Annotated in this window: 16 protein-coding genes and 3 pseudogenes; 8 read left to right on the top strand and 11 right to left on the bottom strand. The window is 67.4% G+C overall.

Going from position 1 to position 14,741, the window contains the following annotated elements; translation table 11 throughout:
• Positions 1–89 precede the first annotated feature (89 nt).
• Positions 90–1,127: pseudogene (locus AB0N06_RS09790) on the top strand (alkaline phosphatase family protein); the annotation flags it as partial.
• A gap of 173 nt (positions 1,128–1,300) precedes the next feature.
• The gene (locus AB0N06_RS09785; RefSeq protein WP_366134169.1) at positions 1,301–1,978 is read left to right on the top strand and encodes a VTT domain-containing protein; all 678 of its coding nucleotides are present in this window, start codon (positions 1,301–1,303) and stop codon (positions 1,976–1,978) included.
• On the opposite strand, the gene AB0N06_RS09780 is transcribed toward AB0N06_RS09785, so the two are convergent.
• The 5 genes from AB0N06_RS09780 to AB0N06_RS09760 form a co-directional block, all read right to left on the bottom strand.
• Complete coding sequence (locus AB0N06_RS09780; protein ID WP_358862430.1) at positions 1,965–2,192, bottom strand: DUF2277 domain-containing protein; 228 nt, start codon at positions 2,190–2,192, stop codon at positions 1,965–1,967. The genes AB0N06_RS09785 and AB0N06_RS09780 overlap by 14 nt on opposite strands.
• Positions 2,193–2,246: 54 nt before the next feature.
• The gene (locus tag AB0N06_RS09775) at positions 2,247–3,596 is read right to left on the bottom strand and encodes a DUF1254 domain-containing protein (RefSeq protein ID WP_366134168.1); all 1,350 of its coding nucleotides are present in this window, start codon (positions 3,594–3,596) and stop codon (positions 2,247–2,249) included.
• Positions 3,597–3,711: 115 nt separating this feature from the next.
• Positions 3,712–4,149 (bottom strand): hypothetical protein, encoded by a 438-nt coding sequence (locus AB0N06_RS09770; protein ID WP_366134167.1) that lies wholly within the window; start codon positions 4,147–4,149, stop codon positions 3,712–3,714.
• A 385-nt stretch (positions 4,150–4,534) separates the two neighbouring features.
• On the bottom strand, positions 4,535–4,936 hold the full coding sequence (locus AB0N06_RS09765) for a PIN domain-containing protein (protein WP_366134166.1): 402 nt from the start codon (positions 4,934–4,936) through the stop codon (positions 4,535–4,537).
• Positions 4,933–5,181, bottom strand: coding sequence for a type II toxin-antitoxin system CcdA family antitoxin (locus AB0N06_RS09760; protein WP_366134165.1), 249 nt, complete (start codon positions 5,179–5,181; stop codon positions 4,933–4,935). Before AB0N06_RS09760 ends, AB0N06_RS09765 begins: the two co-directional genes overlap by 4 nt.
• A 324-nt stretch (positions 5,182–5,505) precedes the next feature.
• Here AB0N06_RS09760 and AB0N06_RS09755 point away from each other — a divergent pair, with 324 nt between their 5' ends.
• A complete protein-coding gene (locus AB0N06_RS09755) occupies positions 5,506–6,051 on the top strand; it encodes an MOSC domain-containing protein (protein ID WP_366134164.1) in 546 nt (181 codons plus the stop codon).
• Positions 6,052–6,137: 86 nt separating this feature from the next.
• Here the strand turns inward: AB0N06_RS09755 and AB0N06_RS09750 are convergent, their stop codons facing one another.
• A complete protein-coding gene (locus AB0N06_RS09750) occupies positions 6,138–6,758 on the bottom strand; it encodes a hypothetical protein (RefSeq protein ID WP_366134163.1) in 621 nt (206 codons plus the stop codon).
• Positions 6,759–6,785: 27 nt separating this feature from the next.
• Here AB0N06_RS09750 and AB0N06_RS09745 point away from each other — a divergent pair.
• Together AB0N06_RS09745 and AB0N06_RS09740 are read left to right on the top strand one after the other, a co-directional pair.
• A pseudogene (locus AB0N06_RS09745) lies at positions 6,786–6,986 on the top strand (IS701 family transposase); the annotation flags it as partial.
• Positions 6,987–7,187: 201 nt separating this feature from the next.
• Positions 7,188–7,481, top strand: a complete 294-nt coding sequence (locus tag AB0N06_RS09740) for a GYD domain-containing protein (protein ID WP_366134162.1) — start codon at positions 7,188–7,190, stop codon at positions 7,479–7,481.
• A 182-nt stretch (positions 7,482–7,663) separates the two neighbouring features.
• Here AB0N06_RS09740 and AB0N06_RS09735 read toward each other — a convergent pair whose 3' ends face one another.
• Positions 7,664–8,134, bottom strand: coding sequence for a hypothetical protein (locus AB0N06_RS09735; RefSeq protein ID WP_366134161.1), 471 nt, complete (start codon positions 8,132–8,134; stop codon positions 7,664–7,666).
• 327 nt (positions 8,135–8,461) lie between these two features.
• Between AB0N06_RS09735 and AB0N06_RS09730 the strand changes: the two genes are divergently transcribed.
• The gene (locus tag AB0N06_RS09730) at positions 8,462–9,046 is read left to right on the top strand and encodes a flavoprotein (RefSeq protein WP_366134160.1); all 585 of its coding nucleotides are present in this window, start codon (positions 8,462–8,464) and stop codon (positions 9,044–9,046) included.
• 172 nt (positions 9,047–9,218) lie between these two features.
• On the opposite strand, the gene AB0N06_RS09725 is transcribed toward AB0N06_RS09730, so the two are convergent.
• The 3 genes from AB0N06_RS09725 to AB0N06_RS09715 form a co-directional block, all read right to left on the bottom strand.
• Positions 9,219–9,785, bottom strand: coding sequence for a hypothetical protein (locus AB0N06_RS09725; RefSeq protein WP_366134159.1), 567 nt, complete (start codon positions 9,783–9,785; stop codon positions 9,219–9,221).
• Between the two features lie 380 nt (positions 9,786–10,165).
• On the bottom strand, positions 10,166–10,651 hold the full coding sequence (locus AB0N06_RS09720; RefSeq protein ID WP_366134158.1) for a DUF4265 domain-containing protein: 486 nt from the start codon (positions 10,649–10,651) through the stop codon (positions 10,166–10,168).
• 337 nt (positions 10,652–10,988) lie between these two features.
• A complete protein-coding gene (locus AB0N06_RS09715; RefSeq protein WP_366134157.1) occupies positions 10,989–12,323 on the bottom strand; it encodes an alpha/beta hydrolase in 1,335 nt (444 codons plus the stop codon).
• A gap of 68 nt (positions 12,324–12,391) precedes the next feature.
• Here AB0N06_RS09715 and AB0N06_RS09710 point away from each other — a divergent pair, with 68 nt between their 5' ends.
• Entirely contained in the window at positions 12,392–13,051 is a 660-nt protein-coding gene (locus tag AB0N06_RS09710) for a TetR-like C-terminal domain-containing protein (protein WP_366134156.1), read from the top strand.
• 99 nt (positions 13,052–13,150) lie between these two features.
• A pseudogene (locus AB0N06_RS09705) lies at positions 13,151–13,333 on the top strand (tyrosine-type recombinase/integrase); the annotation flags it as partial.
• Between the two features lie 694 nt (positions 13,334–14,027).
• Here AB0N06_RS09705 and AB0N06_RS09700 read toward each other — a convergent pair.
• Positions 14,028–14,240: a hypothetical protein gene (locus AB0N06_RS09700; protein WP_366134155.1), complete on the bottom strand. Its 213-nt coding sequence runs from the start codon at positions 14,238–14,240 to the stop codon at positions 14,028–14,030.
• Between the last annotated feature and the right edge of the window lie 501 nt (positions 14,241–14,741).

Here is a 14,741-nt window from a genome sequence, read left to right as displayed (position 1 = left end):
AGTTGGGTGAGCGTGTCGAACGCTTCGTGCCCCTGACCTGCACAGATGCCGTCATGTTGGGTGACTCCCAGAACCGCTAGTCGGGAGCCTTCGGAGATCACGACGTCGTGGACGACTGGAACACCAGCGCCGCCTGGCTCGCCGGTGTGCGGGCGACCCCCTGGTGGCACGAGCGGATCGTCAGCGGGCTCGCCTCGTACTGGGTCTACCAGCACCTCGGCAATCTCTCCCCCACCGCCCTGGCCGCGGACCCGCTCTACGCCGAGGTGCGGGCCGTTCCGGACGGCACGGAGCCACTGCGCCGCTTCGCCGCCGAGGCGGACGCCGAACCCGCCGGTACCCGGTGGAGCTACCGGCGTGTTTTCGGCCGGGTACGGCTGCTGATGGTGGACACCCGCGCGGCTCGCGTTCTCGACGAGGAGCAGCGGTCGATGCTCGACGCCGAGGAGGCACGCTGGCTGCGCGAGGAGGCGCTCGCCGACCCCGGCTCGTACGACCACCTCTTGATCGGTACGTCGTTGCCGTGGCTGCTTCCGCCGCTCGTCCATGACGCGGAGGAGTGGGACGCCGCGCTGTGCCGCGGCGAGCGGGGTGGGCCCGGCGGGCGCTGGGCGCGGTTCGGCGAGAATCTGCGCCGCCGCTCCGACCTGGAACATTGGGCGGCGTTCCCCGCCTCGTTCCGCCGGCTGACCGAGCTGATCCGGGAGGCGGGGAGCGGCCCTGACGCTCCGGCGACGGTGTGCGTGCTGTCGGGCGATGTGCACCATGCGTACATCGCGGAGCCCTCGTGGCCGGCCGACGCGCCGGGAGGTGCGCCCGGGGCGCACATCCTGCAGCTGACCTGCTCTCCCGTGCACAACTCGATACCCGGTGCGCTCAAGGCCGGATTCCGCTTCGGCTGGAGCCGGGCGGGACGACGGCTGGGGCGAGCACTGGCGCGGCACGGACGGACCGGTCCGTCACCGATCCAGTGGCAGAAGACCGGCGGACCATGGTTCGGCAATCAGTTGATGACCCTCACCCTGCGGGGCCGGAAAGCTGCACTCACATTGGTTCAGGCCAAAGAGAACGGCGCAGGCGCGCAGCTGGAGACGGTACTGGACCAGGAACTGACCGCCGACGCGTAGGCAAGGGCCGGGCGCCACTCCCCACGGTGCAGATGTGACGCGTGAGGTACACAACATCCTCCGGACTTCGATGATGTTCAGGTAAACGGCAGGCGTACGCTGTACAGCTGGCCCTGCCGCTCCTGCCGCTCCCCTGCGACGTCGCGGCGTTGAAACGAATCGGGGAGTAGAAGGTGCTCGAGAGTGTGGGTGCGCTGACCGGCAGCCCATGGATCTATGCCGTGGTCGCCCTCTCGGTGCTCCTGGACGTCTTCCTGCCCGTCCTCCCCAGCGGGGTCCTGGTGATCACCGCCGCGACAGCCGCCGCCGCCGGCTCGACCACGGTCGTGGGCACGGCAGGCAACCCCGGCGAGGTCCCCCAGGTGCCGTCGCTCCTCGCCCTGATCCTGAGCGCGGCCGCCGCCTCGGTGCTCGGCGACCTCGTCGCGTACCGGCTGGCCTGGCGCGGCGGCGACCGCCTGGACCGGGCGATTGCCCGCTCCCGCCGCCTCACCACCGCGCAGGAACGCCTCGGCGCGGCTCTGAGCCGCGGCGGCGGCATCCTTGTCGTCATCGCCCGCTTCGCCCCGGCCGGCCGCTCGGTCGTCTCCCTGGGCGCGGGCGCCGCGCACCGCAGGGTGAAGGAATTCCTGCCCTGGTCGGCGCTGGCCGGTGTGGCCTGGGCTGGCTACAGCGTGGGCCTCGGCTACTTCGGCGGCCAGTGGCTGGGCACGACATGGCTGGGTACGGCGGTCTCGGTCCTGGCCCTGTTCATGGCAGGCGCCCTCGCCGCGTACCTCATGCGCCGCCCTGGAGCGGCGGCCGCGACGGCTTCCGCTCCAGCACCCGCTTCGGCTTCTACGGCGTCCTGACGACCGCCCCCCGCACCTCAAGACCGTCCATCAGTCTGGCGGTCGCTGCGGCGATCTCGTCCACGGCCCGGTCGAACACCTCCTGGTTGTGCGCGGCCGGCGCCCGGAAGCCGGACACCTTGCGCACGAACTGCAGGGCGGCCGCCCGGATGTCCTCCTCGGTGGCCTCCTCGGGGATGGCGGGCGGGCGAAGGGTCTTGATGCTGCGGCACATGACTCCAGTGTGGACCGCCCCACTGACAACGGGCCGGGACACAGGACACCCGGGTCAGCTCAGTTCGATGGCGGGAAGCTCATAGCTGCCGTCGATGATCGCGCGCCCCGGCATGCGGAACCTGAGCACGGGCCGGAACTCCCCGTCGGGCGCGGGCAGCCAGTTCGCCACTGCGGCAGGGTCCGTGGGCGGCTCCTTGCTGATGTGGACCGTCAGCGACCCGTCGGCCCCGCGCATCAGCCCGGGGGTGCGGTCCCCGAGGGAGTGCCGGCCCGCCGGGTGTGCGACGGGGTGGTGGTCCGGCGCGTCGTACAGGGTCACGGACCAGAACGCTTCCACCGGCGGCGGCTGCTCGAAGCGCATCACATAGGAGTGCGCACCGCTCAGCGGATGGCCGTCGGCGTCGTGGGAGGTGTGGGCGCACACCGCTTCGTACCCGTGGCTCCCCCACAGAACCACGTGCGCCGCCACTGCTCTGACCAGGTAGGACGCCTCCCGATCGGCGATCTTCCACTCCGGGGAGTCGATCGTCCCCACCCCGAAGTGGTCGAGGTTGTAGTCGAAGAGATGCGGATCCATCTCCCATCCCCCGCCCGTCACCGTGCTCGGCCGGGTAGCCGCCTCGACCCGCTCCCTGCCCTGCGCCATCCCCGCGGTGAGTGCGCGTACGAGGGCGGAATCGGCGCAGACGTACGGGGAGGGCCCCTCCTCCAGCAGCCCCAGGGGCTGGAACCGGTCCTGGTACGCACAGTCGTCGGCGGCCGGTGGAAAGTCGGCCATCCACACCCTGAGCTGCTCGAAGAACCGCAGCTCCGCCGGTACGTCGGGGTCGGGCGCCGGCAGCCCCGTCCGGTGCGTGCCGGGTTCGAGATACGTGAGCGTGTACTGCTCCTGGAGCGCCCGCACCCGCGTCATGTCGTCCGGACCGCCGAGGACGTTGCGCCCGACGACAGAGACGACGGAGGTCGGCGCATCGATCACCCCTCGCAGCCCGCTGGGCTCCCTGCCCGACCAGCCCGGCGGCACGATGAGCCAGTCACCCGCGCCCGTACCGGTGGCCCGGCGCCCCACGTAGGCGAAGTTGTTGGTCCAGGCGTCCACGAACTGCAGCACGTAGTAAGCCCCGCCGGTGTCCGGGACATGCAGCCGGATCGGCCCTCCGGACAGGTCCAGCTGGGCGAGCGAATGAGCGGTGTCGTCGTCGACGGAGACGGCATGCACATCGGGGCCGGCCCATGGCCCCGCGTGCGCGAAGTGGTTGAACGGGGTCGGCGCCAGCGGGCCGAAGCCCTCCTGCATCGATCTCTCGACCGTCGACAGGTCGACGACCAGCGGATATCCGTACACGTACGCCTCGGCGGCAAGAGCGACCAGGTCTTCCCCCTGCCCGTTCGGTTCGCCCATCACCTGCACGCCTTCCCTGCCACGGCCACTCACGGTGAGCACCGCAGCAGCGAACAGCCCCGGATCACGGCCTCCGCCGCCTTCGCCGCACGCGCCGCCACCGCCGTCCCGGCCCTCACTGGATGACCGCCTTCGAAGGGGCGGTGCACAGCGCCCAGATCACGAACCCGTCGATCGCGAGGGAGATGATCGCCCAGATCGGCTGGTAGGGCAGCCACATGAAGTTGGCGATCATGTTGAGCGCAGCCAGCACGACACCCGTCGCCCTGGCCCAGCCGGCACCCTTGAGAATGCTCCAGCCGACGAGCGCGAGAATCACACCGAGCACGAGGTGGATCCAGCCCCAGCCCGTCACATCGAACGTGAAGGTGTATTTGCTGATGCGCCTGTAGACCTCGTCGGACGCGATACCGGAGATCCCCTTGATGACCCCCATGACGCCATCGACCATCAGCAGAACACCGCCGAACATGACTCCCCCGGCCGCCCAGGGATTCTCATCCAAGGGGCCGGAGGTGCGGCGGTAGCCGGGGGCGGGAGCAGACTGTGCCATGGGAGTCTCCTTGGCCGGAGCGGAACAACTGAACGAATCCGACCCTGCGCGGCACCCGCCCGCGCGACCACCAGGACGCGCCCGTACGAGTGACGGCGTCGACGTGGCATCAGTCATGAAAACGGCCCCCGGATCGGTCACGACCGGGAGGCCGGAACAGCCCCTCACCTGACTCAGCAAAACTGTCGCGGCTCCGCCGACACAACGGGGTGACCCGCGTCCTCACCCGCCCGACGGGTACCGCGTCACCTTTGTCACCTTGCACCTCGTACCCACGGGAGTCTTGCCGAGCCCCTGCGCCTTCTGAGGATGCCCGGGCGTGAGGGGAAACAGTACGACCCGCCCGGAAGACGCGACCCCGGCCTGCGAAGAGAATGCCAACGCGTCAGAGGCCGATGATGCGGACATGGTCGCCGCAGAGTTTGATCATGTCGTCGGTGTCGGACGTCAGTAGCGCGACCGGCCTTGGCTGGCGCAGTGCCACTTCGGCCACGGTGGCGTCGATGGCGTACTTGTGGCCGTGCAGTCCGGCCTCCTTGAGGAGCTCTGCAGCGGCCTTCGCCGCTTGCTCCGTGACCGGTTCCACCTTGACTCGCGACAATGCCCAGCTGAGGCGAGGAAGGTTCGTACGCGCGTGGCTGACCTCCACGATGGTGTTTGCCCCGACGACAAGATCAGCTCCGGCGTCGTGGAACACCTTCAACATCGCGAGAAACGTGCGGTCCTGCATGATCCAGGCCGAGAGCCCTTCCGAGTCCAGGACGACGCTCTCGAAGCGCTGACTCATGCCGCGTCCGTGCGCTGAGTGGTGCCGGCGGTGCCAAAGATCTTCGCTCGGGCTTCTGCCAGTTCCTCCTCGGTGAATCCGCCGTGCTCCTCTTCATGGCGTCGCAGGTCGTCGCCCAGGAGTTGGTGTCTGATCTGGCGGGCCACCGCCTCGGCCACGTAACCAGAAACGTTGTCGGTGAGCTTGCGGAGTTCCGCCACTTGGTCGCTGGGCAGCGTGACAGTGATACGAGTCGTGGAGGCCATACCGTCAGCATACCGAAGTATGCGCCACGGCGCCCATGCCTCCCGCCCCCGTGGGTGGGTGATCGCCGCCGCTGCCTGGCACGACCACCGCACGGCCGCTTAAACCAGATCCGCCGCTCCGGCCACCTGAACGAGCCGATCTTGGCCGTTTCTTATGGATCATCTGGCTGACCATACGAAGATGGCGGCGAGGTGGCGTCCGGCTAGGTAGATGGTCGCGGCCCTGTCCCGGCGGATGGCCAGGCCGCGCCACTCCTTGAGCTCATTGATGCAGCGCTTCCTTAGAATTTCCCGAAGCATGCAGACCAACAGATGGGGTGGGAAATGGCAGGTCGGGTCACAGCGGTGAGCAGCAACGGGGCGTACTCGTTCAGCAAGCCCAATCGCGAGTCCGTCACGCTGCTTACCGGCCTTGGCGTCGAAGGGGACGTCCACGCGGGGGAGACGATCCGCCATCAGTTCCGCATGACCTACGAGCCGGACCTGCCCAACCTGCGTCAGGTACACCTGATGCACGAGGAACTCTTCGACGAGCTCGCCCTCAAGGGCTTTGCCGTCTCTGCGGGCCAGCTCGGCGAAAACATCACCACCCGAGGTGTTGACCTGCTCGGCCTTCCTACCGGCACCCTGCTACACCTTGGCGAGCAGGCGGTGGTGGAGGTGACGGGGCTACGCAACCCGTGCGCGAAGATCAACGACTTCCGGCAGGGCCTGCTCGGAGAGGTCTTCGTCCTCGATCCCGTCTCGGGGGACTTCACTTTCAAGTCCGGCATCATGGCCGTGGTCCGCCACGGCGGCCCCGTCCGCCCGTACGACCGCATCGAGGTCGAGCTCCCGCCGGCCCCGCACCGTCCCCTGGAGCGTGTTTAAGGGGGACTTTCTGCACTCGGTGGGGCAAACGTGGCTGAGTTGCTGGAACTATGCGTCAGCGGGGACCTGGACGAAGCTGGTGGCGCCTATGTTCTCGGCGGCTTGCGCGGCTTGCGCGGCCTGTCCCAGCTGCCGTGTGGCCGGTTTCGATCCTGGGTCAGTGCCGCCGCGTCGAACTGGGCCTTGCTGGTCACTGGTCGTGGTTCAGGTGCGAGCGTGGTCGCAGTCGATCGCCACGGGACAGCCGAGGCCCAGCCGACCAGGGGCATTGTCTCGTCGTAGTGTGACGCGAACTGCGCGACGGTAATGGTGGGCATCTGATAGTTCAGGCTGCGGACATGTTCGATGAACGCGTCTGGCAGCGAAACATGGTGCGTTTCCACGTAGTGCGGGAAGTCCTGGCGCCATAGCCAGGTGCCGTCTGTCACCAGTGACGAGCACCCCGGAGAGTGCCGGTGAGCGCTCCTGGTAATGACGTCGTGTCCGCCTTCCATGACGTCGACGAGGACGTGGCCGGCGTCCAGGTAGGCCACCAGGTCCGCCTCGTCCGGCTCGCCGACGGGCCGGACGGCATCGCGTATCGATCCGTTCGGCTGGCGGGAGCGGTTGTCCAGTTCGTCGTAGAAGCCCAGCAATCCCAGCACTGCGTCTCCTTCGACGAGCGTTCCATCCTGCTGGCACTCGTAGATGCGGCCACCGTTGATCATCGGCGTGTGAAGACAAACGATCACGGGGTGGCCGCAGGGCACAGCGTAGAGGCTGCCCACTGGCAGGAAGCGTTCGAGGGCCTGATGGACCGCATCGCGGGCAGGTTCGCCCAGGTCGAACCCCGTCGCCGAATACGGCACCTGGTGCTTGGACTGCTCGCGGACCTGCCGCGGAAGAACTGCTGGACCATCGCCGATTGGGCCGGGGAGACGACTCCCGACGCCATGTGAGGCGGCCTCCGAGCTGCCGAGTGTCTCTTTGCAGCTCAGCGCGGCTGTCATGCAAAGCGCCTCTCGCAAGTTCCGACCAACGTGATCAACCGCCTGTGATCGCTCGTACAGCTCGTTCGGGTGCGCACCTCGTGCAGGCTTCAGTCATGATGTCCAGGATTATCCCCACGATGTGTTTCCTCGTGGAGGTGGAAGAAGATGGCGACGTATGTCACGTTGCTGAACTGGACCGATCAAGGGGTCCGAAACTACAAGGACACTGCGAAACGCGCCGAGGCCTTCGCCGCAGCGGCACAGAAGCTCGGGGCGAAGCTTTTGAGTATCTACTGGACCGTCGGTCCATACGACCTCGTGGCCGTCGTCGAGGCGCCCGACGACGAAACCGCCACCGCGACACTCCTGCAGCTCGGCGGAGTGGGCAACGTCCGTACCACGACTCTGCGGGCTTTCGGTCAAGAGGAGATGGATCGCATCATCGCCAAGGCTGGCTGAAGACCTCCACACGCTGCAAGCGATGGCGTCCCGAGGTGTTGTTTCCCGGGTCAACGCAGCCCGTGTACGGCACCCGGCGTGGGAGGCGCGCATAGAGGCTCTGCGCAAGGCTGACGTAGAGCTCGCCTACGGTCCCGACGTCTGGCCATTGCATCCAGGCTGACGTGCCCCTGCAGTACTAGTTAGCCGTGCATCGCGGTGCTGTAGACGTACAGGGCGATCACACCGGCGACGCAGGCGAGGATCACCCATGAACCGAAACTGGTGTGTTTCCCACTGCCTTTGGGCCGCGCGGCCTTCCCGGACTGATTGGACCGCTTGGACCGCCCGGGCGCTGCCCGTCCCGGCGCGACCGGCGCCACATCAGCCGCCGCTTCGGCGAGCAGGCGACGGCAGGTCGCGGCGAGCACTCCTGTACCGGCGGAGAGGGGCACCACGGCCTCCGAACGCGCCGGAGCGGTGGTGCCGCCGTCCAGGATGCGCCCAGCGCGTACGAGGACCTCGTCCCGGCCGCCCGCCGGAGCGAGGCTGATCCACCGCCGTACATGCTCACCCCGGATGACCACACCGCCGGACCGCTCCCGGTACACAGTGTGTTCCCGCCACACTATCTCCGCCAACTCCCCGGCGGTATCTCTCAGTTGTGCGCTCACAACGCCTCCCCCTCCACCCCGCGGCGAATCGAACAAGCATCGCACTCTAGCGACAGGCGCAGAGCGGGGGGCCAGCAGCCCCCAGCGGCAGTGCCCGCCCTCGGGCATGGAGGGCCGGCGCCGAGTGGGACGCGAAAGCGGGAACCCAGTGCATCCAAAACCGTTCGGGATGCGCCCAGTACGCAGCAGTGGGTCCAGGACTCACTTACGCACACTGATTAGGAACGGTTTAGTGACCAACAGCGGTTGCTGAGAGTCGCTGTGGTTGCGGTACTTCTCTGCTGTACTGCTGGCCGAGGGGACGGACCGATGCGGGGTGGTGGAAACGTGAGTGCAGGCAGCCGCGGAGTGCTGGGGGTCGTGGGCACGGCAGCCGATGGAGTCGAGCAACTACGCACCGGCCTGGCCGAGCCAGCGATCGCCCTCGGCTGGCAAGTAGCCGTGACCCTGACCCCGAATGCAGGCCAATGGCTGAGGGCGAACGGCGAGCTCGAACGCCTGGAAGCTGTGACCGGCCTGCCCGTACGGGATGCACCTCGCCTGCCGACTGAGCCTCGCCCACACCCGGTTGCCGACTGCTACGTCGTCGCCCCGGCGAGCGCGAACTACCTCGCCAAACTCGCAATGGGCGTCGCGGACAACCAGGCACTGACACAGGTAAACGAAGCGCTCGGCACGATCGGCGTCCCCGTCGTGGTGTTCCCGCGGGTCAACGCAGCACACGTACGGCACCCAGCGTGGGACGGGCATGTCGCCGCCCTAAGGAAGGCGGACGTCGAGCTCATCCACGGTCCTGACGTCTGGCCGCTCCATGAACCCCGCGAAGGCCCAGCAGTTCGACAGCTCCCCTGGACCGCAATCACGGAGTCCATCCGGCGCGCGACGGCCCGGGCTGCTCGACACCCGCTTTAGGAGTTCGATCCACGGGCGGGCTCTGCCATGCCGGGGCAACTCGAGCCGGTGAGGGAATGGCCGTCGTCGTACGCCCTGATCCGTTGCAATTCGCCCTCGTTGATGGCACCAGTGGATGTCAGCTCGCAATGAGCTCTGGGTACGGGCATGGGTTTCAGTCCGTCACAGCCGTTCAGGAGTCAGGCCAGGCGCCCTCGTTGTCGAGCGCCCGGTTCGAGGCTTCCGTGAACTCGCGGAAGGCGGTTTGGAAGCCGGATTCGATCGACGCGTAGTCCGAGGCCCCGAGCGATTGCCGTGAGATGCCAGCGATCCGCAAGCGCATCTCCATCCAGATGTGGACGCGGTCACCGATGGCTTCAGCCGCCGTGGTGACGTAATCGGGGCCTTCAATCGATATGACCGAGCGCGCGCGCAGTAGCTGGCCATGTACGACGGTTGCCTCACCCTGAATGAGAGCGAGCGCCCCTCGTGTGTCACCCGACTCCGCGGTCTCATGGGTTCGCTTGACGATCTCCATGAAGGTGTAGAAACACTCGGCGAACGCCGCGTACGCGCCTCTGCGGGCGTCGCGGCGGACCCGCACGTAGTCTGCGAGTCCTTGTCGTTCGAACTGCACCCGCTCTTGCTGTAGTTGAGCCAACGCGCCGCGTGTGCTCAAACGCACCGTGATGAGGGCTGCCGCAGTCGCCCCCACCGCTCCGATGATCGCGCCGATCAGTGCGGCAACCCCCTGATCCATGGGGCCAGTGTGACCCACATGGCACACCCCGGTCAGCCACTCATGACGCCTCTCCTCGATTGTCTCTTTTAGTAGAGCTGAGGGGATTTGAACCCCTGCCCCCCCTCGATGCGAACTACAGGCAGGATGGCCGCTGGGGGTCACCGGGCCGGTCGGAGGGCGGCTGCCGGGTGAGGGCGGTCGACTGCGGTCGGGCTGGTTGCTGCACTCCGCTGCTGCACAGCGCAGGCCACCGCTTCAGGAGCGTGGTGGGGCGACTTGGGCCCTGACCTGCGGCTTCGCAGTCCTCTTTAGTTGCCAGTTCCGCGCCCGTCGAACTCCCTGATTCCCCGTGACTTCCCGCCCGTTGTGGCGCGCATGTGGCACGGCGTCCTGTGGGGCTAACCAACCTCGGTGGTTCGCCAAGCTTCCGTGACGCAGCCCTCTTCCATGTGCCACCACTCCTGATCAATTCCGTGGCGGAGGAGTCTCTTGATCTTGGCGAGGTTCGCTTCCGGGGGGATGTCCAGCGACACCATCCCGAATCGCTCGATGCCTTCACCGCCGGCACCCAGCTCGTGGAAAGCGTTAATCACACTCTGTCGAGCCGCGGCCGAGCCGCCATCGCGGAGCACGATCAAACGGATCGTGCAGTTCTGCGATGGCTGGACCACCTTGCCTGCCCATCTGGTCCCCTCCCTGTCCACGGAGGTCTCGACAACGTCTCCGATGGCGACACCGCGTACGAAGAAGGGTGTGTTCGCCAACTCGGCCATTCCAGCGCCGCAATCGATACCCCAAAGGCTCTCCACACTGGCAGGAGGCCAGTCGTCCTCCACTTCAAGGCGGAAGTGGACCTTCACGTACTGGGGGTCTGGCTCGCTCATGTCCGACAGCATGCACGGTCACGGTGTTCTTCGGGATGTGTAGCTAGTTCGGAAGACGCCGTAGGCGGGGGGCCGCTGACCTGGCGACTCCCTGACCTGGGCGGTTTGATCCCGGAGGCCGAACGGCCTCGTTGTCCAACCCCAGCGCAATGATGGCAGCGCGGGGCACAGGTCTTTCGATGGTCACAGAGCGTCGCAACTCCGCGATCACAGCACCTGCGCCTGTCCTGTCTGCCCACCGGCCCCAGCAGCCGCCTATCCGCGCAACCTCTAACCCGCAGGGCCCGGGCGGCTCCGAGGGTTCGCCCGCCTTTGCCGGTGACGGGGTGCAACGTCTTCATTTGTGGTCGCGCAGGAAGGTAGGGATCTCGTCGCGGGTCGGAGAGTTCGGCAGGGGTGCTGGCTTGTCCTGAAGGAACGCAGTGATGACGGCGACGGCCCGGCCGTCGTTGTCGTCGAGGCCATTCCACATGTGGTGTCCGACTCCGGGCATGTACTGCGTGCGTTGGATGGCGGGGTCATTGGCAAGGATGGCGGTCGCCCATTGACGGACCTGGGAGGAGCATTCGGCGATCATCAGCATCGTGGGGGTCCGGGAGCGCCCCAGTTCCGAGGCGATGGAGGGGGAATCCTTGACCGTCTGCTGGATGCGACGGCTGGCGGCGGGGCTGAAGGAGAAGTTCTCTGCGGTGTCCTCGGCCGGGATGCGGTGCGCGTCGCGAGCACAGTAGGCGGATGCGGTGTCGCTGCCGAGGTCGGCGGCGGTGAAGGCGTTGTCGCCTTCGGCCTGTCCGATCAGTCCGGTGTCTGGGGTGAGGAGGCCGAGTCGCATGAGGCCGAATGCCACGGCGTACCGGGGGACGAGCGTCGATCGCGGTCCGGACATGGCCGGCGCGAGGTCGCGCGCGGATTTCCGGCCCTTGTGCCCGGTGATGTGTGCGGTGGGGCCGTCCATGGGGCCGGGCTCGGCGATGATCGCCCGGTGCAAGCGTGCGGCGACGCGCGGGTCGGCCAGGGCTCGGGTGAGCACGGCACCGCCTGAGGAGAATCCGAGGATGTCGACCTTTCCCTTTTCCAGGCGGTCGACGATGGCGGCGAGGTCGCGGACCGACCTGGAGATCGTGTACTGGCTCATGGGGAGCAGGTCGCTTCGTCCGCCACCGGCCTGTTCGTAGGCGTAGACGTCGTAGCCCTGGCGCGCCAGGAGTTGCAGGAACCGGTGGTCGAGCACCGAGATGCCACGGACCGGTCCGCCGTTGAGGTACACGAGTGGGATGGGATGCCGGGTGCTGGGGCTCGCGGGCGGGTAGTGGTACACCGCTACCCGGCTGCCTGTGGCCAGGCTCCAGTGCTGCGTGGCCACGAAGGGTAGGGCGGGCGGGTACTGCCGGGCTGTCGGCACGGTCGGGATGCAGACCGTCGCTGTCAACGCTGCCGCGACGACCACCGGCAGGAACGGCGCGAGCCGCGCCGGCCAGGTGCGCTGCCGGCCCCGCCACAGCGCAAGGACAGTCCCTGCCCCGAGGGTCGTCAACCACGCGGCGAGCCCCGAACCTGCCCCGTCCATGAGGGCGATCAGTGCGAGAAAGCCGACGCCCAGCGTCGCGACGGCAGCCAGGGCCAGCAGTAAGCGTCCGGTGAAGCGGACGGGGCGTATGGCGGACGTGGGCACGGCGGACCTCCGACAGTTTCAGAACACTGTTTCAAAACGACGTTATCAGAGGGGGTAGGCTGCTGGTCGTGGGTAGGCCGAGAACAAACGACGAGGTCGTCAAAGAGCGGCTTGTGGAGTGCGCGACCGAGATGCTCGCCACCCGTCCGCGAGAGTCGGTCACGGTCCGCGCCGTGGCCGCTGCTGCCGAGGCGTCGACGACGGCGGTGTACTCCTTGTTCGGCGGTAAGGACGGGCTGATCGGTGCGGTGCGCGACAGAGCCGTCGCCGGCCTGTTCCAGGATCTGTCGGCGGTGCAGACCTCCGCGGATCCTCTCGCCGACCTCTACGCGCTGGCCGTCGCCTACCGTCGTTGGGGACGCGGGCACAGCCACCTGTACACGGTGCTGTTCGGTGGTGTGCAGTCCTTCGACCCGTCGGGGGAGGTCGGCGCCAGTGACCCGATCCGACCGCTCCTCGCGGCGATCGAACGCGCCTTGACGGCGTCCGTCCTCGTCGGCGACGCAACGTCGATCTCCCTGTCGATCTGGGGAACCCTGCATGGGCTCGTGACTCTCGAACTGGCCGGGGCCCTCGACGCCACCACGGCCGAGGCCGCATTCCGCTCGACGATTCACGCCACGCTGCGCGGATGGACGACCCCGGAGTTGTTCCGCAGTCTTCGCCAAGGCGAACTCGCTCGGCGACAGGATCAGGGGCGGCATCTGGGCTCTCCCGATCCCGGCTGAAGCAGTGGTGCGTGGTCGGTGAAGACCGGCATTCCAAGGTCAACCAACTGCGGCCGACCATCGGTCGGAGCCCGTTTGATGCTGTAAGCGGGGGATGCGCACGACGCCCGCCACGGATGCGCGACCCTGCTGACCGCCGCCGGGGTCGCTCCCCGCGTCGTGATGGAGATCCTCGGGCACAGTCAGATCGCGGTCACGATGAACATCTACGCCCACGTCGTCCAGGACACGCAGCGCGAGGCCGTGAGTCACCTCGACCGCATGCTGAAGCGGCAGCGTCCAGTAACTGCCCCGGTTGATGTCAAAAGTAGATGTCGAAGGCCCCCAACCATGATCGGTTGGGGGCCTTCGCACTGGTGGGCGCGGACGGTTTCGAACCGCCGACATCTGCTTTGTAAGCCGGGCGCTGACCGTAGGAGAGTTCTGGCTGGTCAGTGGTCGTGCGCCAGCGCCACACCTGCCAGCCTGCGACTGAACCGTCTCGTACCTCAAGTGACCGTGACTGACCATTCGATCTGGCACGGATCTGGCACGGCCAGCGCCGTCAAGCACGGACTCACGGTGCGGATGACCGGGCGTCGAGCGGCGATGTCGGTCACTGCGCTGGAGCAGGTGCTTAGAAGGCGCTGGGTGCTTCGACGGGTGATCGGCCTCCGACCTGGGCAAGGAGGGAGGCTCAGGGAGGTGTGGCTGGGAACGTCGACACGCATTCGACAAGCGCTCTGTTACCTGCGTTGCAACGCTCTGGGCGTCACCATTCGCCTCGGAAATGTCGGTACTCGTCGTTCATCAAGTCCCAGAAGGACTGGTAGCGGAGTGCGCCGGGCAGCCACGGACGACGGACCAGGCTTCCCACTCGCCTTCTGGCGTAACCACGCAGGGGTTGAGGAGGTAGACCTCGGTCCACGGACCCCGTCGCCCGCTGCACCAGGTGCGGACGCATCTGGACCGAGCAGAGCGCCGCCGCGTAGCTCCGTCAGCAGAGACACCCGACGTCAATCACTTCGATCACGTTGTCCCGGGCCATGTACTCGACCCAGCACTGATTGCCGAACGCTGCTGCTTTCGCCCCTGGCGGCGGGAACGGAGCCTCGGCCGCGGCGCTAATGAGCATGACGATCTCCTTGCGCGCGTCGGCGGGGACGTCCAGCAGCACGTCGGCGGCGCGTTTGATCAATTCCACTCGCATTGCGCACCCCGTGGCAGGAGCAGCGTTGCACGGCACAGCCCCCCGCCCGGATGGGCCTGCCTAACCAGGGTCTCTCGGCTCGTCCGGGCATGTACAGGGGCACAGCGAAGCCCCCGCACACGCTCGTGCGGGGACTCACGTATACCCAACCGCACAACCTCAGCCGCGCGCCTCTGGAGCCCAGTAGGACGGTCCCCCGCCGCGCCATTCGAGCAGCTCCGGGTCGTCGATCTTGTATCAGCCTCGGGCAGGCCTGCGAGGCGTAGGAACTCCACCACGTCGAGCAGGTGGTACGCCGTGCCGACGTACTCGTCGCGGATCGTCACCCGCCGTCCACCGTCCGGCTGCGGCGGGTGAACGATCACGGGCGCTTGTCCGGACATACTCCCAGTGTGCTCCGGCCATCCCCTTCCTGACAGTCTCGGCTGAGGCACCCGGCACCTCGGGTTAGCCTGGATGGGCGAGACAGGAGCAACCCCGGCATGGCCAGTACCACCGACC

This window comes from Streptomyces sp. NPDC051020 (assembly GCF_040683105.1).
GTDB lineage: Bacteria > Actinomycetota > Actinomycetes > Streptomycetales > Streptomycetaceae > Streptomyces.
Note: the sequence above shows the minus strand (reverse complement) of the source record. Positions and strands in the feature narration are given on the sequence as shown.